At 70.0% G+C, this 24,265-nt stretch carries 23 protein-coding genes and 4 pseudogenes; 22 read left to right on the top strand and 5 right to left on the bottom strand.

Annotated elements, in window-relative coordinates; all coding sequences use genetic code 11:
- Window positions 1–80 precede the first annotated feature (80 nt).
- The 4 genes from OHB04_RS39135 (at window position 81) to OHB04_RS39120 (ending at window position 2,017) form a co-directional block, all read left to right on the top strand.
- Complete coding sequence (locus OHB04_RS39135) at window positions 81–1,001, top strand: DUF4238 domain-containing protein (RefSeq protein WP_326692362.1); 921 nt, start codon at window positions 81–83, stop codon at window positions 999–1,001.
- A 142-nt stretch (window positions 1,002–1,143) separates the two neighbouring features.
- Window positions 1,144–1,389 carry a hypothetical protein gene (locus OHB04_RS39130; protein WP_326692361.1) on the top strand — a complete coding sequence of 82 codons (246 nt, stop codon included), beginning with the start codon at window positions 1,144–1,146 and terminating at the stop codon, window positions 1,387–1,389.
- The gene (locus OHB04_RS39125; protein WP_326692360.1) at window positions 1,386–1,598 is read left to right on the top strand and encodes a LexA family protein; all 213 of its coding nucleotides are present in this window, start codon (window positions 1,386–1,388) and stop codon (window positions 1,596–1,598) included. Before OHB04_RS39130 ends, OHB04_RS39125 begins: the two co-directional genes overlap by 4 nt.
- A gap of 119 nt (window positions 1,599–1,717) precedes the next feature.
- The gene (locus OHB04_RS39120) at window positions 1,718–2,017 is read left to right on the top strand and encodes a hypothetical protein (RefSeq protein WP_405802661.1); all 300 of its coding nucleotides are present in this window, start codon (window positions 1,718–1,720) and stop codon (window positions 2,015–2,017) included.
- On the opposite strand, the gene OHB04_RS39115 is transcribed toward OHB04_RS39120, so the two are convergent.
- From OHB04_RS39115 to OHB04_RS39105, 3 genes are all read right to left on the bottom strand, one after another.
- Complete coding sequence (locus OHB04_RS39115) at window positions 1,988–2,626, bottom strand: class I SAM-dependent DNA methyltransferase (protein ID WP_326687236.1); 639 nt, start codon at window positions 2,624–2,626, stop codon at window positions 1,988–1,990. The genes OHB04_RS39120 and OHB04_RS39115 overlap by 30 nt on opposite strands.
- Before the next feature lie 82 nt (window positions 2,627–2,708).
- Complete coding sequence (locus OHB04_RS39110; protein WP_326692358.1) at window positions 2,709–5,033, bottom strand: site-specific integrase; 2,325 nt, start codon at window positions 5,031–5,033, stop codon at window positions 2,709–2,711.
- A 152-nt stretch (window positions 5,034–5,185) separates the two neighbouring features.
- Entirely contained in the window at window positions 5,186–6,397 is a 1,212-nt protein-coding gene (locus tag OHB04_RS39105) for a tyrosine-type recombinase/integrase (protein WP_326692359.1), read from the bottom strand.
- A 98-nt stretch (window positions 6,398–6,495) separates the two neighbouring features.
- Between OHB04_RS39105 and OHB04_RS39100 the strand changes: the two genes are divergently transcribed.
- Window positions 6,496–7,146, top strand: a complete 651-nt coding sequence (locus tag OHB04_RS39100; RefSeq protein ID WP_326809299.1) for a DUF5655 domain-containing protein — start codon at window positions 6,496–6,498, stop codon at window positions 7,144–7,146.
- A 94-nt stretch (window positions 7,147–7,240) separates the two neighbouring features.
- Here the strand turns inward: OHB04_RS39100 and OHB04_RS39095 are convergent, their stop codons facing one another.
- Window positions 7,241–7,990, bottom strand: a complete 750-nt coding sequence (locus tag OHB04_RS39095) for a DNA-methyltransferase (protein ID WP_326809298.1) — start codon at window positions 7,988–7,990, stop codon at window positions 7,241–7,243.
- A gap of 622 nt (window positions 7,991–8,612) precedes the next feature.
- On the opposite strand from OHB04_RS39095, the pseudogene OHB04_RS39090 reads away from it, so the two are divergent.
- The 7 genes and pseudogenes from OHB04_RS39090 to OHB04_RS39060 all read left to right on the top strand — a co-directional run bounded on the left by OHB04_RS39090 (window position 8,613) and on the right by OHB04_RS39060 (window position 15,833).
- A pseudogene (locus OHB04_RS39090) lies at window positions 8,613–9,750 on the top strand (C40 family peptidase).
- 86 nt (window positions 9,751–9,836) lie between these two features.
- Window positions 9,837–10,145: a DUF6112 family protein gene (locus OHB04_RS39085; protein ID WP_326692355.1), complete on the top strand. Its 309-nt coding sequence runs from the start codon at window positions 9,837–9,839 to the stop codon at window positions 10,143–10,145.
- A complete protein-coding gene (locus tag OHB04_RS39080; protein WP_326692354.1) occupies window positions 10,145–10,831 on the top strand; it encodes a hypothetical protein in 687 nt (228 codons plus the stop codon). Before OHB04_RS39085 ends, OHB04_RS39080 begins: the two co-directional genes overlap by 1 nt.
- A 31-nt stretch (window positions 10,832–10,862) precedes the next feature.
- On the top strand, window positions 10,863–12,233 hold the full coding sequence (locus OHB04_RS39075) for an SCO6881 family protein (protein WP_442815126.1): 1,371 nt from the start codon (window positions 10,863–10,865) through the stop codon (window positions 12,231–12,233).
- Between the two features lie 93 nt (window positions 12,234–12,326).
- Window positions 12,327–13,799, top strand: a complete 1,473-nt coding sequence (locus OHB04_RS39070) for an SCO6880 family protein (protein ID WP_326692353.1) — start codon at window positions 12,327–12,329, stop codon at window positions 13,797–13,799.
- Between the two features lie 48 nt (window positions 13,800–13,847).
- Window positions 13,848–14,303, top strand: a complete 456-nt coding sequence (locus tag OHB04_RS39065; protein WP_326692352.1) for a DUF6238 family protein — start codon at window positions 13,848–13,850, stop codon at window positions 14,301–14,303.
- Window positions 14,304–14,324: 21 nt separating this feature from the next.
- On the top strand, window positions 14,325–15,833 hold the full coding sequence (locus tag OHB04_RS39060) for an ATP-binding protein (protein ID WP_326809297.1): 1,509 nt from the start codon (window positions 14,325–14,327) through the stop codon (window positions 15,831–15,833).
- 64 nt (window positions 15,834–15,897) lie between these two features.
- Here OHB04_RS39060 and OHB04_RS39055 read toward each other — a convergent pair whose 3' ends face one another.
- The gene (locus OHB04_RS39055) at window positions 15,898–16,695 is read right to left on the bottom strand and encodes a hypothetical protein (protein WP_326692350.1); all 798 of its coding nucleotides are present in this window, start codon (window positions 16,693–16,695) and stop codon (window positions 15,898–15,900) included.
- 236 nt (window positions 16,696–16,931) lie between these two features.
- Here OHB04_RS39055 and OHB04_RS39050 point away from each other — a divergent pair, with 236 nt between their 5' ends.
- From OHB04_RS39050 to OHB04_RS39005, 10 genes and pseudogenes are all read left to right on the top strand, one after another.
- A complete protein-coding gene (locus OHB04_RS39050; protein WP_326692349.1) occupies window positions 16,932–17,384 on the top strand; it encodes a hypothetical protein in 453 nt (150 codons plus the stop codon).
- Between the two features lie 13 nt (window positions 17,385–17,397).
- Entirely contained in the window at window positions 17,398–18,120 is a 723-nt protein-coding gene (locus tag OHB04_RS39045) for a hypothetical protein (protein WP_326692348.1), read from the top strand.
- A gap of 62 nt (window positions 18,121–18,182) precedes the next feature.
- Window positions 18,183–18,678, top strand: a pseudogene (locus tag OHB04_RS39040) (hypothetical protein).
- A gap of 15 nt (window positions 18,679–18,693) precedes the next feature.
- Entirely contained in the window at window positions 18,694–19,173 is a 480-nt protein-coding gene (locus OHB04_RS39035; RefSeq protein ID WP_326809296.1) for a hypothetical protein, read from the top strand.
- Window positions 19,174–19,256: 83 nt separating this feature from the next.
- Window positions 19,257–21,053: a type IV secretory system conjugative DNA transfer family protein gene (locus OHB04_RS39030; RefSeq protein ID WP_326692346.1), complete on the top strand. Its 1,797-nt coding sequence runs from the start codon at window positions 19,257–19,259 to the stop codon at window positions 21,051–21,053.
- Window positions 21,054–21,140: 87 nt separating this feature from the next.
- Entirely contained in the window at window positions 21,141–21,371 is a 231-nt protein-coding gene (locus OHB04_RS39025) for a hypothetical protein (protein ID WP_326692345.1), read from the top strand.
- Window positions 21,368–22,555: a DnaB-like helicase N-terminal domain-containing protein gene (locus OHB04_RS39020; protein WP_327391639.1), complete on the top strand. Its 1,188-nt coding sequence runs from the start codon at window positions 21,368–21,370 to the stop codon at window positions 22,553–22,555. The genes OHB04_RS39025 and OHB04_RS39020 overlap by 4 nt, the downstream gene beginning before the upstream one ends.
- Window positions 22,556–22,696: 141 nt before the next feature.
- Complete coding sequence (locus OHB04_RS39015; RefSeq protein WP_326692343.1) at window positions 22,697–23,317, top strand: hypothetical protein; 621 nt, start codon at window positions 22,697–22,699, stop codon at window positions 23,315–23,317.
- A pseudogene (locus OHB04_RS39010) lies at window positions 23,289–23,498 on the top strand (hypothetical protein); the annotation flags it as partial. The gene OHB04_RS39015 and the pseudogene OHB04_RS39010, both read left to right, overlap by 29 nt.
- A 91-nt stretch (window positions 23,499–23,589) precedes the next feature.
- A pseudogene (locus tag OHB04_RS39005) lies at window positions 23,590–23,880 on the top strand (DNA cytosine methyltransferase); the annotation flags it as partial.
- Window positions 23,881–24,265: the final 385 nt, after the last annotated feature.

The raw sequence follows: 24,265 nt of genomic DNA, 5'->3' as shown, positions 1-24,265 counted from the left end.
GCCGGGCTAAAGCTGCCGTCGGCCGTGGGCGTGCTGTCGCGGCGGGCCGGAGGTGGAGCCGACCTCGCTAAGGTCGCCCCATGCCGCCGCATGCCAAGAAGCATCACTTCATTCCGCAGTTCCTGCTCCAGCATTTCGCCGGCCAGCGCGGCAAATTGGTCATCCACCAGGTAACGAGTGAGCGGCGGTTCAACGCGTCGGTTCGCGACGTGGGCCATCGCAATCTCGGCCACTCGATCTACCGGCACGGGCAGGAGCCCGATCACGCCTCGATGGAGGCCGCCATGGGTGACATAGAGGGGGAGGCTGCCACTGCCGTCAGGGAACTGGTCCAGAGTCGTGAGCGCGCCGTCCCCACGTATGCCCGTCACGCTCTGGCCTGGCTGCTTGCCCTGCAGTGGCAGCGAAGCCGCTTTCTGCGGCATGTGGTGACCAAGGAGATCGGCGCCGAGGACAGCGGCCTGCTCGACGAAGAGATCCAGACCATGATGATGGCAATGATCGACCGGACGGTGATCGAGCCTTGGCGCCTGCGCAACGATGACGACGCGTACTACAAGGACCAGTGGAACCACCTCGTCTCCACACTGCTGGCCAGCGACATGCACTGGTCCTGCTACCGACCTCGCGGCGGCGGCCTGCTGGTCAGCGACAACCCGGTCTGCTTCTCGGGCGTCGTGGGGACACCGCCCCCAGAGATACCCGTCGCCTTCTTCGATCACGGCATCGGAACGGGTTTCCACAACTTCCGACGCCTGACCGTGCCTCTCGGTAGCCGTCTAGGAGTGATCATCTCCCGTGACCCCCAGGACGCATCCCGGCTCCGCGTCGCAGATTTCAACCGCTTCACGGTCTTCAACAGCCGGGAGTTCGTGGCACACGCACCGGAGTGGCCCCGTACTCACCCGGTGCTCGCGCACGAGCTGGCTGAGCTGCTGATGAGGCAGCGCATGGTCTCGCCCGCCTTTCTGCAGGGCTACGCCCCCGGAGGCCGCACCTAGAGTTCGCCATCCAATACGCTCGCGGGATACCACCAGCGACTTTCACGCACAGCGGCCAAGTGGCACGCGCTCAGCCATACGGCGTTGTGGTCGGGTAGCCGGAGCATGACCACATAATCGAACACGTGATTGAATTTGCGCCATGGTGTCCGACCTCTTCCCCCAGGACCTCGTCGCGCTGCAGCACGCCCGGAACCGCGCCTACCACGAACTGGCCAGCGGCCCGGTCGATGCGACGGCTGTACGCCGTCGGCTGTTGTGGCTGTCGGCCCGGTTGTTCTGGCACCCGCTCTTCGACCCCGCAGCGGGGGGATCTCCCGCCGCCCGAGTAGAGCTGGGCAGGCAAGCACGGAAGGCCGCTGATCAGCTCCAGGAGGGGAGGACGTGACGCACGAGCAGCAGGAACGCATCCTCCGCGCGGCGCGCAAGATCATTGTCGAACGTGGCGAGCCGCCGACGATGCGGGAGCTGGCGGATGCCGTGGGTCTGTCGAGCGCGTCGACAGTGGCCTACCACCTGCAACGTCTTCGGGAGCGTGGCCTGTCGGTGGAGACCCGAGGCAGATCGACGGGCCGGTGCCCTCTCTGCGACCGATGAACCCCTACGCTGACCCGCCCGCCGTGCAACCAGCTCATTTCCGCCGCGCCTCGGGGAATACACGGGCGGCCGTGACGATTCTCGCCCGGTAGTGATTGTGCGGGAGCGGGGAGGAGCGCATGGGTGACCTGAAGGTCTTCCGGGTCAGAGGTGGCCGGGCGACGGAGATTTCGGGTGCGTCGGTGGCGGTGGAGCGGGAGCTGCAGTCGCTGATCGAGGCCAATATGGAGGCGATGCTCGGCATTCGTTTCCTGGCCTCGGAGTACCGGACCGGGCGACGGCACCGGGGCCGGGTGGATTCGCTCGGGTTGGACGAGAGCGGCACTCCGGTGGTCATCGAGTACAAGCGCTCACGGGATCAGAACGTGTTCTCTGAACTACCGGTAGGGCTATCGGCGTGCGAAGAGAAACGCGTGTGAAACTTTCTCGTCCCGGTTGAGCAGCATCTGCGCCTCGACCGCGAATCCGGCGTCACGCAGCCAGGTTGCCACTTGGTCCGGTTGACGGCGGTGGACATGGACCTTCATCGGGTGACCGCCGTAGCCCTGAGTCTTCAACTGGGACTCGTCGCCGACGTGAAACAGGAGCTGCAGTGGTCCGCCTGGGCGCAATGCTCGGTGGAAGTGCCTGAACACGGTCGGCACCTCGTGGTCAGGTATGTGGATCAATGACTGCCAGGCGATCAGGCCAGCCACTGCGGCGGTCGGGAGGTGCAGGTCCGTCATTGAGTCCACCTCGAACCGCAGGCCGGGGTGGTCACGCCGGGCCGCGTCGATCATCCCTGGGGAGAGATCGATCCCGAAGGCGTCAACACCGAGCTCGTGCAGGTGGGCGGTGACGTGTCCGGGCCCGCAGCCGACATCGGCTACCGGCCCACCGCTCGCGGCCCGCACGTTGTCGGCGAACAACGCCAGAGCCGCGCGAAGGTACTGGTGTCCGGCGATGGCATCGCGCACTTGGACGGCATAGCTGACCGCGACCGTGTCGTAAGAGGTTCGGGTGTCGGCCAGCCAGTCGTCCGTGGTCATGACCGGCACGGTAGTCCGTGATCACGATGGGCGGTATGTAATGAGACAGCAGGCGGGCTTGAGGGACGCTTCATGGACCGGCTCAAGGCTCGCTCACATCGCTGGTGCGGGCGACGATCTGATCCAGTGTGGGGATGCCCAGGAAGACCGTGGACCTTTGGCGCCTTTGTCGTGCGTCAAGTTGGGCGAGCTTCTCCTCCGCTCCGGCAAGGCTCACCTGAAGCCCTTCCACCTCGCCGAGCCATCCTTCGCGTTCGGCCTCGGCAATGCGGGCAAGGAGGTTGTCCCGGATCTCGACAAGCCGGTCGCGCTGGGCGGGGTCGGGCCAGAGCATCGGGCAGCGGACGCAGGCGTGTTCGTGGATGCACGGAGCACCGAACGCGCGGCCGCATGCGCCGATGGAGACTTTGCGTCGTTCGAAGTGGCCGAGGAACTCCTGCCATTCCTCGTCGGTGGGGACGCGGTATTCCTCGCTCGGGCGGAGGGACCTGCGGCGGGCGAGGAAAGCCACGTGTGCCTGGATTGCCTCTTCGGGATAGACAGCCTTGTAACCGAGAGTCGCGTTGATGTCCTGATGGCCAGCGACCACCTGGGCGATGTGCGGCGGCAGTCCGTTCAGGATGGCATCGGTAATGAACAGGCGGCGGAAGTCGTGCGGTGTGTAGCGCAGCGGGCCGCCAGTAGCGTCGGTTAGGCCCGTGGCGATGAGGGCCTGGTCCAGCATCGTGCGGACGGTTTCGTCGGTGAACGCGCGGGCCTCGCCGGAGATGCGTCGTTGGAACAGCAACGGGGCTGGTGCCTGCCACTCGCATTCGCGCCGGTCCCAGGAACGGACCAGGGGAACCGCGCCGGTGCTGTCCCGGGCTCGGCAGATGATCGCGCTCAGGACGTCGGCGAGCTCGGGGCTGACCAGCAGCAGCCGCTCGGTATCGGTCTTGGACGGCACGATCTGCAGGAGGGGGACGAGCTCACCGGTGGTGGGCAGCCGGTATTGGATCAGGCTGTGGTGGCTGAGTTCGAGTAGTTCTTCGATGCGGATGCCGGTGCTCCGCAGGACCTCGACCGCGGCCCAGGTCCAGAAGGCCCGCTCGTCCTCAAGCCCCAGATCGCGGCGTTTGCCGGTGTCCGGGTCCTCGGCCCAGATCCGGCCGGCCGTTCCGTGCGGAACCACCGCGCGTACGAGTTGCTGACCGGCTGCGGTGAACACCTCGCCAGGGCGGGTGTGTCGGGCGGCTTCCAGTACCGCGGCCGCGTCCCTGCGACGCTGGTCGACCGAGCGGACGAGGACTGGCAGGACCGGGAGGCGCTCGCGAGTGCGGGCGTCCATCCGCGCCTTGCGTCGTCGTTGGTGTTTGCGGTTCTCCAACTCGTCAGCCCTCACGGGGCTCGGTGCCACCCACGGGCCCCAACGACCGGGGTCTTCCAGTGCCCACTGGGCGATATCGAGGTAGAAGGCCCGCACCTGGGTGAGCGTGTCACGGTGATTGAGCCTCTCGACCTTGGTGCTCGTGCGCCGGCCGTCCGGGTCGGTGACGGTCTTGTCCTTGGTGCGAATCCTCTGCTTCCACTGCCCGATGACGTCCGGGGCGAGACGGAGGCTGTCGGCGCCGGGATGATGGTGCTCGATGTCCTGCCAGAAGCATTTGCCGAGGTGGTAGGAGAGGGACTTCAGGCTGTTGTGGTCCAGCGCGGGCTGGCGTTCCCGCAAATAGTCCACCAGCAGATCCCGGACGGGACGACAGATCAGTCCGTAGCGGTCGATCAGCTCCTCCGGGGTGCGCTGTCCCAGGTTGCGGACCGCGCGCAGATTCGGCGGGGCGCCCTCTCCGAAGGCTCCGAACTGGTGCAGCAGACGGTAGAACACCTCGGTCCCCGCCATCGCCCGCTTGAGCACCACGGCTTGGATATCGAGGAGCTCCAGGACGTCCCCGATGGTGATGTCGGCCAACGTGCCGCCCTTCGCCGCGAGGATGAGGGCGCTGCGGCAGAGCGTCGTGCTGACAGCGCCCGGCCGCACGCCCTGGGCTTGAGAGCCCAGCTCACGAAGGCGCTCAAATCCGCGCGGATCACGGCTGTGCGCCATGGAGCGGACCAGCACACCTTGGCGGCTGGCTCCGGCGGCCAGCCAATCCACCGACGGCCGCAGCAGCTCAGCGCTGATCACCGTGGTCAGGGCCCTGCCCACCACCGGCATGCGCCAGGCTGCCTTCAGGCCGCGCTCGTGCAGCCACTGCTTGATCACCGGCCGCCAGGCGGCGCCGGCCTGCTCGATGCCGCTGGCCTGCCACCGTTCCTGCCAGGTCTGTCCGGGCTGGTCTTCCAGCCAGTCCAGCACCATGACGATGCCGTGCTTGTGGTGCAGTTCGCTACCAGCGTTCTCCAGCGTGTAGGGCGGACGGGACAGCAACCGGGCCGTCTCGGCGCGCGAGCGCTCGGTGCCGGGCCAGCTGGCAGGAACGGTGCGGGCGGGGAAGCGCTGCTGGGCGGCCAGTGCGCGAGTGCGCCCAGGCGAAACTCCGGGGGCCGGTGCGCGGTCGGCACGTGCCGACAAGGTGGCGGTCACCGGGTACCGGTCCCGAACAGCACATCGAGACTCTCCGGCCGGTAGTCGGCTGCGGGAGGGGGCGCGATGCGGGCTGCTGCCTGCCGTGTCTGTTCGGCATGGTGGGCCAGCAGCCGCCGGATCACCACCTCCTTGCGGGGCGTGAGGTAAAGCTGTGTCGTGGTCAACTGGGCGTGACCGAGGACGAATTGGACATCGGTGAGGGGCAGGCTGGGATCCTCGGCCATGCGGTAGGCGGCGGTGTGCCGCAGCGCATGCAGCGTCGCAGAGGTCCCCGCCTTGGTGTTCGCCCGCTCGAACATGCGGTGAACCGCGTGATAGGTCAGCGGTCTCGACGGCGAGCGCAGGGTCCACCACAGCGGAAGGTGCCGCCCGCGCGGGACCGCATCGTCCATCTCCACCTGGTAGAGCCGCAGCCAGACGAACGCGTCGGTCGAGGCCGGGAGTTCCTGGACTTCCCGGGTGCCCTTGCGGACCACCGAGATCAGCTGGCGCCCCGGATCCACGCCAGCCTGCCATGTACTGAGCAGCTCGCTGGCCCGGGCACCGGTGGAGATGTAGAAGGCGACGAGGGCCCGGTCTCGGTGCGACGGGAGCCGGGCGAAGATCTCGTTGAACTCCTCATCAGGGACACTGCGGGGCACCCGCTTGGGCACTCTTGGCCGGTAGAGCCCACTGCGTTCGTTGCGCGGCGGGTCCATCGGGTTGCGATGGGCATGCGCTCGTCTGCCATGACGTGATCGGTCCAGTGGGAACGGGTTGAGGAGCGGCCCGGTGCCGATATCGCGGTGGAAGTCGTAGAAGCTCCGCAGCACCGTCTCGCTGTGCGCTCGCACAGACGCTGCGTACGGCTTCCCGCCCGCGGCCCACCGGCCCGCCTCATTCGGGCACCGCCAGTGCGGACGCCTCGGCTGGCCGGCGATCTGAAGCCAGCGGGAGAAGTCCCTCGCCTCGATCCGACTTGCCCGGTCCCACGACACCTCGACAGCCCACAAGAAGCGGAACCAGCGCAGCAGATCCATCCCGTAGGAACGGGCCGTCGCCGCCGAACGACCGGCTCCCTGCAGATCCCGCAGGAAGGCGCCAGCCCCCTCGACCGATTCCCCGGTCGGGTCGATGAGCCGGTACGGATCCCACGGATCATCCATGGCCACCAGCTCCCCGACCAGCGGTACGGACAGGGCTGCCAGATCTCTCGATGCCTCCACGGCCGACTCAACGACGCCCCCACCACAAGGTCACTGACCTGCAGAAACTCCGCCAGTAGTTCAGTCAACAGGTCATCAACCAGGCGCTGTCGTATCTGGTGTGGCTGCGGGATCACCACCATGAGTTCGAGCGGCTGGTGGCCGACCGGCTCGGTGCGGAGGCGGCCGGGGCGGTGGACTGGAGCAACCCGCGGGTGGTGTGCGTGGCGGGGGAGTTCACGTACCACGACACGGTGGCGGTCGAGGAGATCGACCGTCGGATCGACCTGGTCTCTTACCGGGTCTTCGACGACGTGCTCACGCTGCGGCTGGTCGCCTCGGTCGCCGGAGCCGGATGGCCTTCCTCTCGCGCCAAGGCACCGACCGCTTCGATCGCGACGGAGCAGGTGCCGGCGGTGAGCGTGCAGCAGCATCGGCTGGAGGGGGCTCCGGCGAAGGTGAAGGAGTTGTTCGGCGCGGTCGATGAGCGGCTGCTGCTGCCGGAGGGGGCGTGGATGGAGCCGCAGCAGCACTACCTGACCTATCGGCGGTTGAAGAAGTTCGCCTCTCTGCGGGTGCTGCCGCGCAAGGAGGTCGTCGCGGTGAACTTGAAGCTCGATCCCGCGACGGTGGAGCTGGAGGAGGGCTTCACCCGGGACGTGACCGAGATCGGCTGCCTCGGGATCTCGGGCGTCGAGGTGAGCCTGCGTTCCCAGGCCGATCTGGAGCGCGCCGAGGACTTGATCCTGCGGAGCATCGCGGCCTCCTGACCACGCCGCACGAAGGGACGGTCGCGTACCCGCATCGGGTGTGCGACCGCCCCTTCGTGCGTTCTGCCTTCCTCCCCGGTCTCTCGCCCGGGGGTCACTCTTCGGGTCCGGCGAGGCCGAAGTCGTCCTGGGTCAGCTCGGCCGCCATGCGCTGTTCGGCGATGTCGGCGTAGTGGTCGGACAGCTCTACACCGACGAACTGCCGCCCTTCGCGCAGGGCGGCGACGCCGGTGGAGCCGGAGCCGGTGAAGGGATCAAGGACGGTGCCGGCTTCGGGGCAGATCTTCACCAGTTCCTGCATCACCTCGACCGGCTTCTGCGTGATGTGGACCCGGCCCTTGCGGGGCTGGCTGGCCTGATAGAGGCCGGGGAGGTAGACGGGGTTGCGGGCCGGGTCAACGGGGCCCTTGGTGCCCCAGACGATGTACTCACAGGACTGCTTGAGCCGTCCCTTCTGCGGGCGGGAGACCGGCTTGTGCCAGGAGGCGATCCCCCGCCACGTCCACCCCGCGGCCTGCAACGCGTCGGTAGTGGTGGGCAGTTGGCGCCAGTCGGTGAAGACCAGCGCGGTGCCGGATTCGACGGTGGCCCGGTATGCCTCGGTCAGCAGCAGTGAGAGCCAGTACCCGTAGGAGCGCTGGTCGCGGTTCTCGCCGGGGAAGTTGGCGAGCTGGTGCTCGGCGTCCACGGCGGTGTACTTCGACTTCGCGGTCCGCCCTGTGCGCTCGGAGCTGGTGCGTCCGCCGGAGTTGTAGGGCGGGTCGGTGATCAGGGCGTCCACGCTGGCGTCCGGGAGTTCGGACAGCACGCTCAGCGCATCGCCTCGGTGCAGGGTGTGGGGCATGACGGGGTTCTCTCTCAGGGACTGGTGCACGCATGCCCGACCCCGCAGGGGGCGGGTGCGTGCCAGGGAATGCCCGGCGAATTACCCCTCGGGTTTCGGGGGCTGGGGCCGGTACGCGCTGAAGAGTAGTGCGGGTTTCCGGCCGCACCAAGCCAGAAGCGGGCCTGGATCGGCGCCCGAGAACGCTCGTTTGGTGCGGCCGGAATTCGTCTCTACAGTCTCGGCAAGCTCACCGGGAAGGACACGGTTCCGTCCTTGTTGAGCTGTGCTGATGCGTATTGCGCCGTCCAACGGGCGCTTCGCTTCAGCGTGCTGTCGAACGTCTCCTGATCGGAGAAAGGGCGTCTTGGGAATGTGGCGCGTGAGATTACCAGCGCGGCTTGCTGCCGCTCTTCGCTAAAGCGGCCCGGTGGCCGGGGTTAGCAGATCCCGGCCACCGGGCCGCCACCCCGGCACGGGGATTTCGGATTCTTGACCGGCGTGGTGTTGGTGGCCTTTTCGACGAGAGCACCCGCACCGCGCCACCTACGCCCGAGGAGTTACTCATGCGGCATCCCCTGAAATGCGCGCCGCCATGGCAGGACAGTCGGCTCGCTCTCCCTCTCGTGACCGGGCCGCGCTCGTGAACAAGACCGTGATGGCCGTCGGTGCGGTGGTGACCGCGCCGATGCTGCTCATCGCTCCGCTGGCGATGGCGATGGCCGGCGCCCACGGCGCCGAAGCGGCCTGCAAAAGACGACGCTGGTGGCGACGTTGACGCTGCGGCGGTCAGCAAGCAGGTCCACTCGATCCTCGACGGCGGCAAAGCCGGCTCCGTCCACGTGTCCGGGCTCGACGCTCCCACCGAGCAGGTCCAGAACGCCAAGAAGATCCAGGCCACCGGCGTCGCGCTGAAGATCCCGCCCCGCGGGCAGGTGGTCGCACTGGCCACAGCTCTACAGGAGTCGGGCCTCCGGAACCTCAACAACGGAGACCGGGACTCGCTGGGTCTGTTCCAGCAACGGCCGAGCCAGGGCTGGGGCACCGCAGCGCAGGTCCGCGATCCGGTGCACGCTTCGACCTCGTTCTACACGCACCTGAAGAAGATTGCGGGCTGGCAGTCCATGACCGTCGCCCAAGCCGCTCAGGCGGTCCAGGCGAGCGGGTTCCCCGACGCGTACGCGAAGTGGGAGCCGCTGGCCACTGCGCTGCAGAAGGCCCTCGCCAAGGCCATCAAGGACGGCGGCGGATCCGGCAAGGACACCGACAAAGGCGACGGCGACCAGGTGGACGCCCGCGCCGGGGGTGAGTGCGGCGACGAGGACGGCTCGTCGTTCGGTCCGATCCCGAAGGGGTCCGTCCCGAAGGGCTACAAGATCCCGGCGGCGGCGCCCAAGCCAGTTCGTAAGGCGATCCGGTGGGGTCTGGGGCAGCTCGGGACGCCGTACCAGTGGGGCGGCTCCTGCGCGGACGCGCACGGCAAGGACCCGATGGACCGGTGCGACTGCTCCAGTCTGATGCAGGCGTCGTACAAGGCCGGCGGCATCAAGCTCTCCCGGACCACGTACACGCAGGTCACCGAGGGCAAGGCGGTCAGCCCGAAGCGGCTGAAGGCCGGAGATCTGCTCTTCACCCGCGGCACCGCCGCCCGCCCGGAGCACGTCGGCATGTACATCGGGCAGGGCCTGATCCTCCAGGCCCCGCGCACCGGTGACGTCACCAAGATCACCCGGCTTGCAGAGTGGCGCTCCAGCATCCTCGCCGCGCGTCGCGTCGCCTGACGCGGCGCCCCTCCCCTCCTCTCGCCCTTCTCCCTCTCGCACGATCTCCGGGGCTTTCGCACGCCCGGAGGTGAACAGGAGTCCCCTTGAAGCTCGCGCAGCATCTCCAGTACCTGGCCTACGACCCAGGCGTCTCGCCCAAGGGTGGCGGCCTGCCCGGTCTCGACGTGCTGAAGAAGGTGATCGGGTCGATCAACCTCTTCGGGATCATTGCCACGGTCGGGGCCTTGGCCCTCTCGGCGGTGATCTGGGCCTGGGGCCACCACAGCGGCGGTCACCAGGCCGAGCAGAACGGCAAGAAGGGCACCACGATCGCCGCGGGCGTCGCCCTGCTCCTTGGGGCGGCGAACGGGATCGTCGCGTTCTTCTCCGCGATGGGGACGCAGGTCCACTGATGCCGACCTTGAAGAAACGATCCGCCGCCTCCCAGGACTCCTCCGTCGCGCCTTCGTCGGTGCTCCGGCGCTCGGCGATGATCGGCATCATCCTGGCCGTACTGCTGGCCCTCGCCGGCCTCATCTCCTACCTGACCCGGTCCGAGGCTCCTCAACCGCGAGCGGACGCCCACCCCAAGCCCACCGCTTCGCCCCCCTCCCCCGCGCCGCGTGCGGGTTCGGACCAGGCCGTCGCCGCGCCGCCGCGCACGGGTGATCCGGTGACGTTCGCGAAGGCGGCGACCGAGGCGCTGTGGACGTATGACGCCCGGCGCTTCTCCCGGGCCGGGCATCTGGCCGGGCTCAAGCGGTGGATGACCGGCGAGGCGAAGTACGCCGACTGGAAGTCCGTGACCGGCCAAGTGCCGGGCAAGGCGCTGTGGTCGCGGATGCACGACAACCACCAGCACGCCACCGCCGAGGTGAACGAGGGCCACTACCCCGCCGCGTTCAAGACCGTCCTCTCCCAGGACCCCGGCGCCATCACGCAGTCCTACGTCTACGCGGTGACCGTGACCGGCAAGCAGTCTCTGGCCTGGAAGGGCTCGGGCGCCGGGGCCGAGCCCCGCTCCATGACGCTCGCCCTCCAGTGCCGGCCCGATCACGAGTGCGCGCTGTCCGGCGTGCTGCCGGAGGTCGCCCCATGACCCGCGCCGCGACGACGAAGGAGGTGCCTTGGTGAAGGCGTGTGATCTGCCGCTGATGAACTCGGTGTGCGGCGCCGTGGGCGGTGTGGCCGGGAAGACCGGCGAGGCGATCACGGACGGCATCGGGGCCTGGATCGCCAAGTCCATGGGCGAGGTCGCCCAGTCCGCCGCCGACCTGGCCACCCGCGCGGTGGACAAGACCACCGCGGTCGACCTGAACGCCGAGTGGTTCCGGCACAACTACGAGCTGATCCTCCCCATCGGGCTCGTGCTCACCGTGGGGACGTTCTGTCTCCAGCTGACCCGCGCCGCCTGGCGCCGCGACGAGCGCGCCCTGGCCCAGGCCGCGTTCGGGACGATGATCGGCGTCTTCTTCGCCTTCGCCGCCATCGCCTGCACCACCGTCGCTCTCACCGTGGTCGACGCGCTGTCCGCCGGGCTGTTCAAGGCGGCGAACTCCTCGGTCGACGATGCGATCCGCCGCGTGATCAAGGTGAACGAGCTGGGGGCGATGTACGGCCTGGGCTGGGGCGTGCCCGCGATCATCGCGCTGGGCTGCGCGATCGGGGCGTTCTTGTACTGGGCCGTGATGGTCGCCCGCAAGGTCGGCATCCTGGTGCTCGTCACGCTCGCGGTCTTCGCGGGCGCGGGCGGGGGCTGGGAGATCGCCAAGCGCTGGCGGCGGGGGTGGATCGAGGCCACCTCCACGCTCATCGTCTCCAAGCTGCTGATGACGATCGTCTTCCTCCTCGGCGTCTCCGCGATGGGCAAGTCCGATTCCGACGGCGGCATGGCGGCGCTCTCGGACGCCATGTCGGGCATGGTCGTGATGGTCCTCGTCCTGCTCTGCCCGTACGCGACCTACAAGTTCGTGCACTGGGCCGCCGACGGCGGCGGGCACGACGACCTGCACCGCTCTGGCGTCGCCGGGGTCGGTACGGCGGCCGGGGCGGCGAAGACCGCGGGCCAGTTGGCGATGCAGGCCAAGACCGGGGGCATGGCTCCGCAAGGGCCCTCGAAGATCCCGGGCCAGGGCGCCGGCGGTGTCGCCTCGGGCATCGACCCGAGCGGCGGCTCCGGGAGCGGGGGCCAGGGCAGGCCGAAGCAGACCCACTTCCGCTTCGGCGAGGACCCGGACGCTGGAGGCGACAAGGGCCGCGCGCTCATCCGCCGCCCTCCGACCGACGGCGATCAGGGCCAGCCTCTCGTCCGCCGCCCCGGTCAGGAATCCGGTGCACGCTCCAGCAGTGGTGGCCAGGGCTCCTCGGACCGGTCGGCGGGGGCGATGCGCCAGCCGTCTTCGGCCGGCGGACCGCCGCCATCGAGCGGTCCGCCTCCGCAGGGCGGTGCCACACCGCAGCGGTGGGTCTACCCCGGCCCACCCGGTGATTCCGGCTCCTAGAGCCCTCACCTGACGGGGGCGGGCCCAGGCCCCGCCCGGCCGCCCGCCCCCGTCCCCCCTCTCTCTTCCTCTGCTTTCAAGGACGGCTCTGCCATGTTCTCCGAGACCTCTTCTTCCGACGGCCCGGCCACCGTGAAGTTCCCCCACCGCACCCGCCGGGGCGTGCTGATGGGCCTGTCCATCCCGCAGTTGCTGGGTGTCGCGACCACCGGTCTGCTGCTGCTCGCGGTCCTGCTCACCTCCGGAGTCCTCGGCGCGCTGAAGCTCATCCCGCTGTGGGCCCTGCTGCTGGCGGGCGTCTTCGTCCGGCACCGGGGCCGGCCGCTGGCCGACTGGGCACCCATCGCCGCCCGCTACACGCTGCGCCGTGCGAAGGGCCAGTTGGTGTGGCTGGCCCGGCCCGCCACCCGGCCCCACCGGGAGGGACTCCTGCACTTGCCCGGTACGGCCGCCTCGCTCCGCGTCGCCACGGCGCCGAACGGGCACTTCGGTGCAGTCCACGACCCGCACGCGGGCACCCTGACCGCCGTGGTCCGCGTCTCAGCCCGCGCCTTCGCGCTGCTCGACCCGGCCGCCCAGTCCGCCAACGTGACCGGCTGGGGCCGCACGCTGGCCGCGCTCGCCCGCACCGGCCACGTCGCCCGCGTCCAGGTCCTGGAGCGCACCGTCCCCGACAGCGGGGACGCGCTCAACCGGTACTGGACCGAGCACGGCGACGCGGACACCCCGCTGGCCGGGGCCGTCTACCGCGACCTGCTGGAGGCCGCCGGACCGGCAGCCGCGCCGCACGAGGCGTACGTCGCACTCGCCCTCGACATGAAGGCCGCCCGACGGTTGATCAACCAGGGCGGGGGCGGGCTCACCGGGGCCTTCTCCGTGCTGGCCCAGCTCACCTCCACCTTCGACCAAGCCGCCCGCAACGCGGGGCTCGCCCCGGGCGGCTGGCTGTCCGCCCACGAGGTCGCAGCGGTGATCCGGACCGCCTACGACCCGACCTCCTCCGCCGCCCTCGACCAGTCGTCCCAGACCGGACGCCCGCAGGCCGACCCCGCCGCCGCCGGACCCGTCGTCCTGGTGGAGAAGGGCGACCGCGTCCAGACCGACACCGCCCACCACGCCACCTTCTGGATCGAGAACTGGCCCCGGACCGAAACCAGTCCCGGCTTCCTGCACCAGCTCCTGTTCACCTCCGGGGCCCGCCGCACCCTCTCGATCACCTACACCCCCAAGGGGCTGGACTCCGCCCTTAAGGACGTGCAGCGCAAGAAGGCCAGCGTGATAGCGGACGCCGCCGAACGCCAGCGCAAGGGCCAGGTCGACTCGGAGGAGGACGCGGTGGAGTACGCCGACGTCAAGGAGCGTGAACGCCAGCTCATCGCCGGGCACGCCGATGTCGCTGTCACCGGGCTGCTCACCGTCAGCGCCGAGAGCGAGGACGCGCTCAACTCCGCGAGCGCGGCGATCGAGACCGCCGCCGTGTCGGCCATGACCGACCTGCGGCGGCTGACCTGGCAGCAGGCCGAAGCCTTCACCCGTTCGGCCCTCCCTCTTGCCCTCGCGGCATAACCGGCCCCGCCGACTCCTCTCTCCGCGCTCGACCGAAGGCCCCTTCCCATGCCGACTGCACCTCTGCCCGACCTGGCCTCGGACTTCGTGCCTTTCGCCACCGCCGCGCTCGACTTCCACCGGGCGATCAACCTCCCCGATGCCCCCATCGCCGCCTCCCGTGCGGAACTGGACTCGCTGCACGCGCACCTGGTCGCTCTCTACGGGCTTCTCGATGCGCACACCAGCAGTACCTCCCCCGTGGCCGGCGCCGAAGGCGACCACCTGCGCGCGTGCCGCATCCGGCTGTGGCAGGCCGCCGACCACCTCCACGCCGCCTTCCACGCGGCACCCCATGCGGACACCGGGCGCCTGCCTGCCCGGGAGGCGTGCCGGGCCCGGCTTCCCGAGGGCGCTCCCGCACTCACCGTGTGCCAACGCCATCTGGCCGCCTCAGCGCGGGTGCGGCGGGATCACACACCGGCCGATCTGCGCGATCCCTTCACCGGCCTCACCCGCCACTGACCACCAGGAGCACCACCGAGCATGTCCCCCTCGATACGCAAGCGCGTCACCGCGAGCCCGCTGTTCGTCCCGGCCAAGAGCGACCGCGCTACCTCGCGTGCCGCGCGGGCTCATCTGGCCACCGCCCGCGACCAGGCCCGGGACGCCAACCGTCCCGAGGCCCGCGCCGCCGCCTCCGGTCTTGGCCCCGAGCTGCGGGCCACCTACCCGGCGGCCGGACGCCCCGGTGCCGCCTCCGCCCGCGGCGGCAGGCTGAAACTTCCCGCCCACCGGATGACGACCGCGACGGCCTCGGGTGCCTACCCGTTCCTGGCCGAAGGCGGCCTCGGCGCCCAAGGCATCTACATTGGTCGCGACGTCCACGCGGAGGCGGCGTTCTGCTACGACCCGTTCTCGCTCTACGGGCGCCTCGACGGGTTCACCAACCCCAACATCCTGCTCGCCGGGGTCATCGGGATGGGCAAGTCCGCCGTGGCCAAGTCCCTCGCGGTCCGCGCCGTCGCCTTCGGCTACCGCATCTACGTCCCCTGCGATCCGAAGGGCGTGTGGACCGTCGTCGCCCGGGAACTGGGCGGCCAGACCATCGCGCTGGGCCCTGGGCTGCCTGGTCGTCTCAACCCGCTGGACGCCCCCGCGCGACCGAGCGGGGTCAGCGAGGAGGACTGGCGCGGCGAGGTCCGCAAGCGCCGCCTTCTCCTCCTCGGATCCCTCGCCAAGACGGTGCTACGGCGCGAACTGCACCCGATGGAACACACCGCGCTCGATGTCGCCCTCGACGAGGTCGTCGCGCACGCCGAGGCCGGCGGGAGCACGCCGCTGCTGGGGCAGATCGCGCACGTCCTCGGCTCGCCGGAACAGCTCGACACCGCACTGGGCGAGCCCTCCGGCCGCCTCGGGGTCGCCGCCGAGGACCTCGCCCACGCCCTGCGACGCATGGTGCACGGAGACCTGGCCGGGATGTTCGACGCCGAGTCGACCGTCGCCTTCGACCCGAGCGCCCCGATGCTGTCCATCGACCTCTCCCGTCTGGGCGGCGCGGGCGACGACACCGCACTCGTGTTGGCGATGACCTGCGCGTCCGCGTGGATGGAATCCGCACTCGCCGATCCCGATGCCGGGCGGCGGTGGGTGATCTATGACGAAGCCTGGCGCGTCATGCGGCACGTCGCCCTCCTGGAGCGCATGCAGTCCCAGTGGAAGCTCTCCCGGGGGCTCGGCATCGCGAACTTGATGGTTATCCACCGGTTGAGCGACCTGCTCACCGCAGGCGACGCCGGCTCCCGGGGCCGCGCTCTGGCCGAGGGCCTGCTCACCGACTGCTCCACCCGCATCATCTACCGCCAGGAAGCCGACCAGCTGGCCGCCGCCTCATCGCTTCTCGGCCTGACCGGGGTCGAGGCCCAGGCGGTAGCCGCGCTCACCAAGGGACGCGGTCTGTGGAAGGTCGCTGGCCGTTCCTTCATCACCCAACACCTTCTCCATCCACGAGAGCGCGAACTGTTCGATACGGACGCCCGAATGCACGGCTGACCAGCCAAAACGCCAGGCAAAAGGAGCCGGGCCGGACAGCCACAGCAACGGGACTTCGGTCGATCTACCGACGTCCGAGTTGAGTCAGGAAGTCCTCCACGAATTTTTCGACCTCTGCCAAGCTGTTCACTTCCTCCACGTTCAGCCGGTCGACCACCTTCACCCCAGCATGTAGGAGCTGCCGGGTGCGGCTGTGGTCAATACCTGCGTGGCCTCTGTGCTGCGGGCCGTCGATCTCAATGACACCGGCGTAACCGCGATACGTGATCAGGAGGTCGGGTTCGAGGGTACGGAGGCGAACTCGTATGCCGCCAAGGGGCATGATCCCGATAGTTTCGCTATCCGGCAGGGCCGCTTGGCGCTTCTTGAGCACCCGGTAAACGTCGCGCTCCCATTGATTTGTGAAGTGGAGCTGATCCTCAATCGGGTGACGGGGCTCAAGACGGGGCTTACGGCCTTGGTTGCTGGGCTTCGGACCGTTGACCGCCTTCACCTGCTCCCGCCAACCAACGGCGAGCCGTGGAATCTCCGGACGCACATGTATCTCATCCACATCCTTGCCTGCTTGCCCGAGAACCAAGCTCATGGCGCTGGAAATTCTTCTCAGAACCGCCTCGTCATAGCGGAGATACAGGCTGGGCTCCACCACGAGATCAACTCGGTAGCCCTCCTCGTCGAAGTCCGTGTTCCAGAGCTGTATCTCCAGCGAGGTCACATCTGCGATCAGCTCTGCAGTGCGGGAATCTCCTTGATGCTGCATGAGCAGGGCGCTGGAACCCAGCAGCCACTCGCCGACGATCGCGCTGTTCTGCGGGGCGTCCAAGGCTACGGACATGTCAGGTGGCAGCAACTCATCACTCACGTACGGAATTGTGGCAGCCGTCGCCGACAACGGGGAGGCGCCGGCCACCGGACTACACACGCAGTCCAACACCGAGGACCTTGCCGACACTGCATCATCCGCTCTTGGACCGCCATGGTGCGACGGCGTGCGGACCCGAGTGGACGCACTAGCGGAAATCTCCGGCACCGCCAAATCCCGCCTCCCAAGAGATCCTCGCCACCCGCACGTCCCCGACCCTGCGAGGTGCAGCTCCCGTGGCGGAAGCAGCTCCGCACATCATCATCGGCCACCACCCCGATGCCGGCGTCGTGGCCGTCCCCTCCCACGATCGCCACGTCACCGACCACCTGCTGCGCAGGGTCGGCTTCGAGCCCCTCCCCGACAGCCGCCTCTACGCGCTGACCGAGCCCGGTCGCGATCCGGTACGCCGCACCCAGCTCGCGGTGCAGTCGCTGCGGGCCGCGCGCCAGAACGTTCATGCCGATGCCGCCTACGACCTTCACCCAGGTGAGCCTCCGCCGCAGTCCGGCGGGCCGCCGAAAGAGCCGCCCCTGGCGGTGGCTTTCGCCCAGCAGCGGCGGGCCCAGGCGGCAACCGCTGTCTCGCCCGCCCGCACGGGCACCGCCACCGCGCAGGTCGGCCCGCTGAGCGAGAGCACGTACCGACCCGGCCCGGCCGTGTCCCGGCAGTCCACGCACCGCCGCTAGGAGAAACGTTCCTGTGCCCCTGGAGCTTGAGCCCGACGTCGCATTCGGCGCCACCCCCGAATTCGGTATCGCCGCTGCCGTCGCCGATGACCGCCCCTTCCTCGACGAGGTCCTGTGCAAGCACCACTTCGAGTACAACGCGCGGCTGGATGTGTATCTGCTGCCGGATGGCACCCCGCACCACACGGCGGTGCAGAACGTGGCCGCCGCCACGCGTGAGGTCCAAGAGGCGGGACTGTCGGTCGCCGCCGATCCCCGCGCCGTGGTGCCAGCGGACGGGAAGCCCGCTTCCCGTCCGGTCCAGTCGCCGGTCGTGCTGGGGGACGAGTCCCGCGGGCTGCGCGAGGCCGCTGGGATCTCGGAAGTCATCCGGGGCGCGATGGACGAGGGCATCGGCGCTGTCGAAGAGCTGGACGACCTCGTCGACACCGCCACGCAATGGTGCGACCGCCTCGACTCCGACCAGGGCCGAGAAATGACCCTGCGTCTGCGCAGCATGAAGCGCCTGGTCACCTCCCTCAACGCCCACGTCATGATCGCCGTGATGGAGCTGGAGGACATGAGCCGGGGCGTGTTCAAGAACGCGTCCGACCCAGCCGACACAGCGCTTCCGGAACCGCGGCAGAAGCCGCCGGAGCCCCATGCTGTCCGTTCCCGCGCCGCCACCGCCTCCTCACCTCAACGCCCCGGCCCCACACCGGAATCGGCGCTCTCCCCGTCGCCTCCTCCGGCCTAGCCGGGGCCCGGCAGCCGCCACACCCGCTGAACACACCCATCGATCTGTAAGGAGCCTGCTCCATGCCCGTGAAGACCGTCTGGCCCATCGACCACGCCTGCGGCCACACCTGCGATGTCGACCTGTCCGAGCATCCCGCCGACCGGCGTGCCGGGTACGCCCGCTGGCTCGCCTCCCGTGACTGCTCCGAGTGCTGGCGTGCCTCCAAGGGCCAGGACTCGGAGTCCAAGGCCGAGTGGCTGGCGAACAAGCGCGCCGAGGAGGCAGCCGAGGCCGGGACCTGGGCCGAAGTACCGGATGCCGCCGCTGGATGGCAGCGAGCGCGCGGTCGGCTGGGCCTCCCGCTGCCGCCACCAGCTCGTGACCGCCGCCTACACCGCGCTGGTCGCCGAAGGCGAGATGGACGAGGCCGAGTGGCAGGCCATCAAGGAAGCCGTACGGCCGCTGACCCGGGCCGGGTGGTGGATCGACAACCGCGACGCCGACCCGTCGGACCTACCCGAACTGCTGGAGGCCGCCGACGAGGCCGACCGCCCCAGCGAGAACCCCCACTTCTGACCCCAGGGAACCCCCGTGCCACTCAACCCCCCGACGCGTACGCCCACCGACCCGGAAGGCAAGCACACCTACGGCCACCAGATCCTCCATCTCACCGACCGGCTCACCGGCGCCGAGACCTACGACCAGGCCGCCGAGGAGACCGAGCACGTGCTGGACGAATCCGACGGCGTGCTCGCCAGGCTCGGCCAGTTCTTCGAAGCCGCCGCCGAAGAAGCTCGGTCCTCCGGGGTCGACGAGGGGTTCGAGCTCGCCTGCCGGTTCGAGGACGCCGCCGCCACGCTCACCGATCTCAGCGACGAGCTGCACGGCGCCAGTGACCAGATGCGGGCGCTCGGCCCGCCCCCGGAGCCGCGCTGGCAGGCCCAGGTCGCCCGCTACTACGCCACGGCCCCGCAACGTCCCGGCCCCGCGAGCCCCACCTCCGCCGTACCGGGGCCGCCCGCCGCGCAGGTCCGTCCCGAGCACGCCCCGCAGCCCCGCCACCACTGCTAGGAGCCCACCCCCGTGACCACCTCCAGAGCCTTCCTCCCCCTCCGCGCCTCCCTCACCGTTCCCGCACGCTCCTGGATCTCGTCTTGTCTGATGCGCGTACCAGGACGCCCTCGACCACCACCGGTACGGACGTCCTGCTCTATCTCCTGCTCGGCGTCGCCGCCCTCGGTATCGGCGGCGGCAGCCTGACCTGGCTGTTCGGCAACCTCACCAACTCCGCCTTCGGCTCCGGCCCGTGGGCCCCGCTCGAACCCATCCAGGCCCTCTTCCACCCCGAGACCCTGTGGCCGCATCTCGACCGGCCCGCCCTGCTCACTGGCTGTTACGCCATCCCCGCCGTACTCCTGCTCACGGTCTCTGTCGTCGGCGCGAAGCTGTGGCTGCGCTTCCGCCCCAACAAGCAGGGTCTCGCTGACCATCGCGATCTGGGTGACCTCCTGGCGAAGAAGGCCGCCACCAAGGCGAGTGGCCTGCGCCCCAGCCTCACCGGCACCAAGCCGGCGGACATCGCTCCCGATGATCGCGGGGTGCTGCTCGGCTCGCTGAAGCCCGGCTCGGCGGAGGTCCGCTCCTCCTGGGAGGACGTCCTCCTGGCCATCATGGCGCCCCGCTCGGGCAAGACCTCCGGCCTCGCGATACCCGCGATCCTGCGCGCACCGGGCGCGGTGCTGTTGACGTCCAACAAGGCGGCGAGCGATGCGTTCACCACGACGCTCGACGAGCGCGCCCAGGTGGGAACAGTGTGGACGCTGGATCCGCAGCAGATCGCGCACGCCGAGCAGACGATGTGGTGGGACATCCTCTCCGACGCCCACGACCTGACCGGGGCTCGCCGTCTGGCGCAGCACTTCGTCACCGCCTCGATCGATGAGTCCAGCGCTGGGGACTTCTGGTCGACGGCCGCCGCAAACACCCTCACCGCGCTCTTCCTCGCGGCGGCGCGGGGCAGGCGGCCGGTGACCGAGGTGACCGCCTGGCTCGCCTCGCCCGCCGACCGGACCCCGATCGACCTGCTCACCGATGCCGGCATGGACGCCGTTGCCGCCCAGCTCCAGGGCACCGTCGCCGGAGCCGTGGAGACGCGCGATGGCATCTTCGAGAACGCGCGGCAGTACGCGAGCTGCCTGCTCGACCCGCGCATTGCCGCCTGGGTCACCCCGCCCCGGCACGCCTCGAAGCTGCGGGAGTTCAAGCCGGAGGAGTTCTCCTCCAGCCGCGACACGCTCTACCTGCTCTCCAAGGACGGCGGCGCCTCCGCGTCGGCGATCATCGCCGCCGCTGCTGATGCGGTGATGCGGGCGGCCGTCATCCAGGCCGAACGCGACGGCGGACGCCTCGACCCGCCCCTGCTGGCGATCCTGGATGAGGCGGCGAACGTGTGCAAGATCCAGGATCTGCCCGACCTGTACTCCCACCTGGGCAGCCGTGGGGTCATCCCGATCACGATCCTGCAGTCCTACCGGCAGGGCCAGCGGGTGTGGGGCGAGGTGGGGATGGACGCCCTGTGGTCGGCGGCGACGATCAAGCTCATCGGCTCCGGCATCGATGACGCGGACTTCGCCGACAAGCTCTCCCGCCTCGCGGGCGACCACGACGTGCAGACCCTCTCCGTCTCCAGCAGCGACTCCGGCCACTCCTCCTCCGTCTCCATGCGGCAAGAACGCGTGCTCCCGCCCGACGCGATCCGCGCCCTGCCCAAGGGCAGTGCGCTGTTGCTGGCGACCGGGATCCGCCCGGCGTTGCTGGACCTCAAGCCCTGGTACCGCGAGCCGGACGCCGACCGACTCGGCGCCGCCTCGAAGCAGGCCACCGCCGCCATCACCACGCGCGCCCTGGCCAAAGGCCGGCCCGGCCGCGACCAGTACGGGCCGGCCGCATGAGCGCCGTACCGCGCAGCAGCACCCCGACGAGACGGGTGGGCCTCACCACGCCCTTCCGTACGCCCTCTCCGCCCGTCGAGGTGCCCGATGAACCGCCCCGAACCCACCTGGGCCACCCTCCGTCCCGCCGAGCGGCTGGCCGACACCCCCGCCGTACGCCGTAACGAGCGCTGGTGGCTGGTCACCCCCAGCGGCGCCGTCCCCGCCGACGAGCCCTCACTCGCCCGGGAGCTGGACCTGCTGGCGGCCGACATGGATGCCGCGAACCGCGCCGTCGCCCAGCTCGGGCGCGATGAGTCCGACCGGGGGCTGGGGTGACGCCGCTGATGCAGGCCGAGCAGGCCGTCCTGGGCGCGGTGCTGCTGGAGCCGCGCCAGCTCGGCCGCATCTCCGGCTGGCTGCGCCCCGAGCACTTCTACCGGCCCGCGCACTCCGCGCTCTACGCCGCGATGCTCACCCTCCGCGAAGGCGGCCACCCGGCGACGAAGCTCCCGCCCGACGCACAGGTCCCCCTTGCCTGGCCCAACGACATCCGCGAGGAGGCAAGTACCCGTACGCGTGGCGTCACCACCGCCTACGTCCACTCGCTGGCCTCCGCCTGTCCGCGCCCCGCGCACGCGCCGGTCTACGGGCGGATGGTGCTGGAAGGGGCTATCCACCGCAGCGTCGCCCAGCACGCGATCCGCCTGCACCAGGCCGCCCGCGCCGACACCGCCCGCGGCAACGGCGCCGCCGAGACCCTGCACCACGCCCAGGTCCTGCACGACGTACTCGACGACCTCGGCCGACGCTGGGGCTTCGAACCCCGGCCCGTGGAGCCGAACACCGCCGTCGCCGGACCGACAGCCACGGCTCCGGCGGGGCAGGTTGCCGAGCGGGTCCTGGCCGAGGAGGAGTTCCTGCTCGGCGCGCTCACCGCCCACCCCGAGCAGCTCTCCCGGATGACCGACTGGCTCCGCCCCGGTGACTTCGCCGGCCCTGGCCACGGGCAGGTCTACCGGGCGCTGGGGGCGCTGCGGCACCGGGACGAGCCGGTGGACGAGCTGACGGTGCTGTGGGAGTGCCAGCGCCGAGGGGCCCTCACGGATGGCTCACTCGATGCCGAGCGCGTACGCCGCATCTGCCACGTTCCCGTCGCAGGCTCGGCCGAACACTTCGGAGAGCAGGTCCTCGACTCCTCGCTCCTGCGTACCGCCACCACCTCCGCACGGCAGGTCGCTGCCCTGACCGACGACACCTCCCTCGCGCCAGGCCAGCTCATCAGCCACGCCCTCCATGCCCTCGTCCCGCTCGACGAGGTCCTCCGACGCCGGGCGGTAGCCGGTGCCGGCCCCGAGCCCGAGCAGGCCGCAACTGCCCCGTCGCGCCTGCCGCCCGCGGCTCGTGCCGCCGCCGCGCGGGCTCGCAGCACCGGGCCCCGCGCCGAGAACAAGGCGCCTCCGAGCGCGGCCACGCCCTCTACTTCCCCCGCTGCCCACCATCCCCGCAGGAGCCCCCTATGACCGACGCAGCCGCGCGCACTGAACCCGAGCAGTCCCATCGCGCGGACGCCATGACCCCGGCGCATCTCCGCCCGAACGCGCTCAAGCCCAGATCCGCCGCCGCCCCGTCCACACCTTCAACACACCCGCAGGAGTTGCTCCATGAACGACCACGATCATCAGGCGGAGACCGAGCGGCAGCACATGCTGCGTCAGGCCGAGGAACTGAGCCGCAAGCGCGACGAGTTCCCCCTTCCCCGCGCTCCGGAGGACCTCCCCGAACTGACCAACGCCTCCATTCTTCTGGCCGACCTCGCCTCCCTCGTGCAGGACCTCTCGGCGGAAGTGCGCGTCCGCTCCTCAGACGGCCAGCCCGACCCCGGCCTCGACGCCGTCGTCGGCACCTGGGCCAGGGCAGCCGGACACCTCAGCGAAGCCGTGGGCCATTACGGAGCCGCCTACCGCCAGCTCGGCTTCCTGCACGCCCACTCCCGCACCACCCCCGAGCACGCGGCCCTGCGCGACGGGCGGCAGGCGGCGTTCGCTCTCGCCCGGCAGCACATCGCCGACACCCGCGACGGCCTCTCCTCCGCGCACGCGTCCATGACGAACGGCGCCGCCCTCCTGGAAGGCGCGGAAGCATCGTCCGTCTCCCGGGCAGCCCGCGCCCGGTCCGCGCAAGCCGACCACGCTCGCGACCAGGCGTCGGCCGAAGCGGAAGCACCTGCCGAGGCTTCCGCCCAGCAGCCCTCGCATGTACCCGGGCCCATACGTGGGCGATGACCCGGCGTCCGGCAACTCCGGTCTGCTGATCGGGAGTTTGTGTTCCGGCTACGGCGGCCTGGACCTGGGAGTCCAGGCCGCCCTGGGCGGCACCCTCGCCTGGCACACCGAGACCGACCCCGGCGCCTGCCGCGTCCTGGCCCGGCACTGGCCCCGCGTGCCCAACCTCGGCGACATCACCACCGTCGACTGGGCGGACGCGCCGGAGGTGTGCGTCCTGACGGCGGGTTTCCCCTGTCAAAGACGTCTCGGTCGCCGGGCGCCGTGCCGGCCTGCTGGAAGGAAACCGCTCAGGGCTGTGGCACCACGTCGTGCGCGCCATCGACTCCCTCGACCCCTGCCTGGTGGTGATCGAAAACGTACGAGGACTCCTCACCTCACCCGCCGCTGCCGCTGGCGACCTGGAACTGTGCCCGTGGTGTCTGGGAGACGGCACAGGCCGGCCTGCTGTGCGGGCACTCGGTGCCGTACTCGGAACCCTGGCCGACCTCGGGCGTGATGCGCGCTGGTGCGTGCTACGCGCCTCCGACGTCGGCGCCCCGCACCGAAGGGAGCGGCTTTTCCTGGTCGCCTGGCGACGAGGGGCCGTTGCTGAAGACGCCGACCAGCAACATCGCTTCCAACGGCGGCAGCCAGCACCCGGCGAAACGGAAGGAAGGGGGGCACGGTCCGAACCTCGCGGACGAGGTCGAGTGGCTGCTGCCGACCCCGAAGGCATCCGACGGCATCAAGGGCTCGCCCCGCCAACGCCACGGCAACGGCGACCTGACGCTCCCCTCGGCGGCAGCGCAACTGAGCAGCCGAGCGACCGCAGCCCGTCTTCCGGCGAACCCGGCCCCCGCCCTCTTCGATACCTCGGCACTAACGAAGAAGGCCCGCAGGAGTGGGGGCGGTACAGCGACGCCATCGCCCGGTGGGAGAGCCTCACCCGACCGGCACCGGCGCCGA

It is taken from the genome of Streptomyces sp. NBC_01775, from assembly GCF_035917675.1.
Taxonomy (GTDB): Bacteria; Actinomycetota; Actinomycetes; order Streptomycetales; family Streptomycetaceae; genus Streptomyces.
Note: the sequence above shows the minus strand (reverse complement) of the source record. Positions and strands in the feature narration are given on the sequence as shown.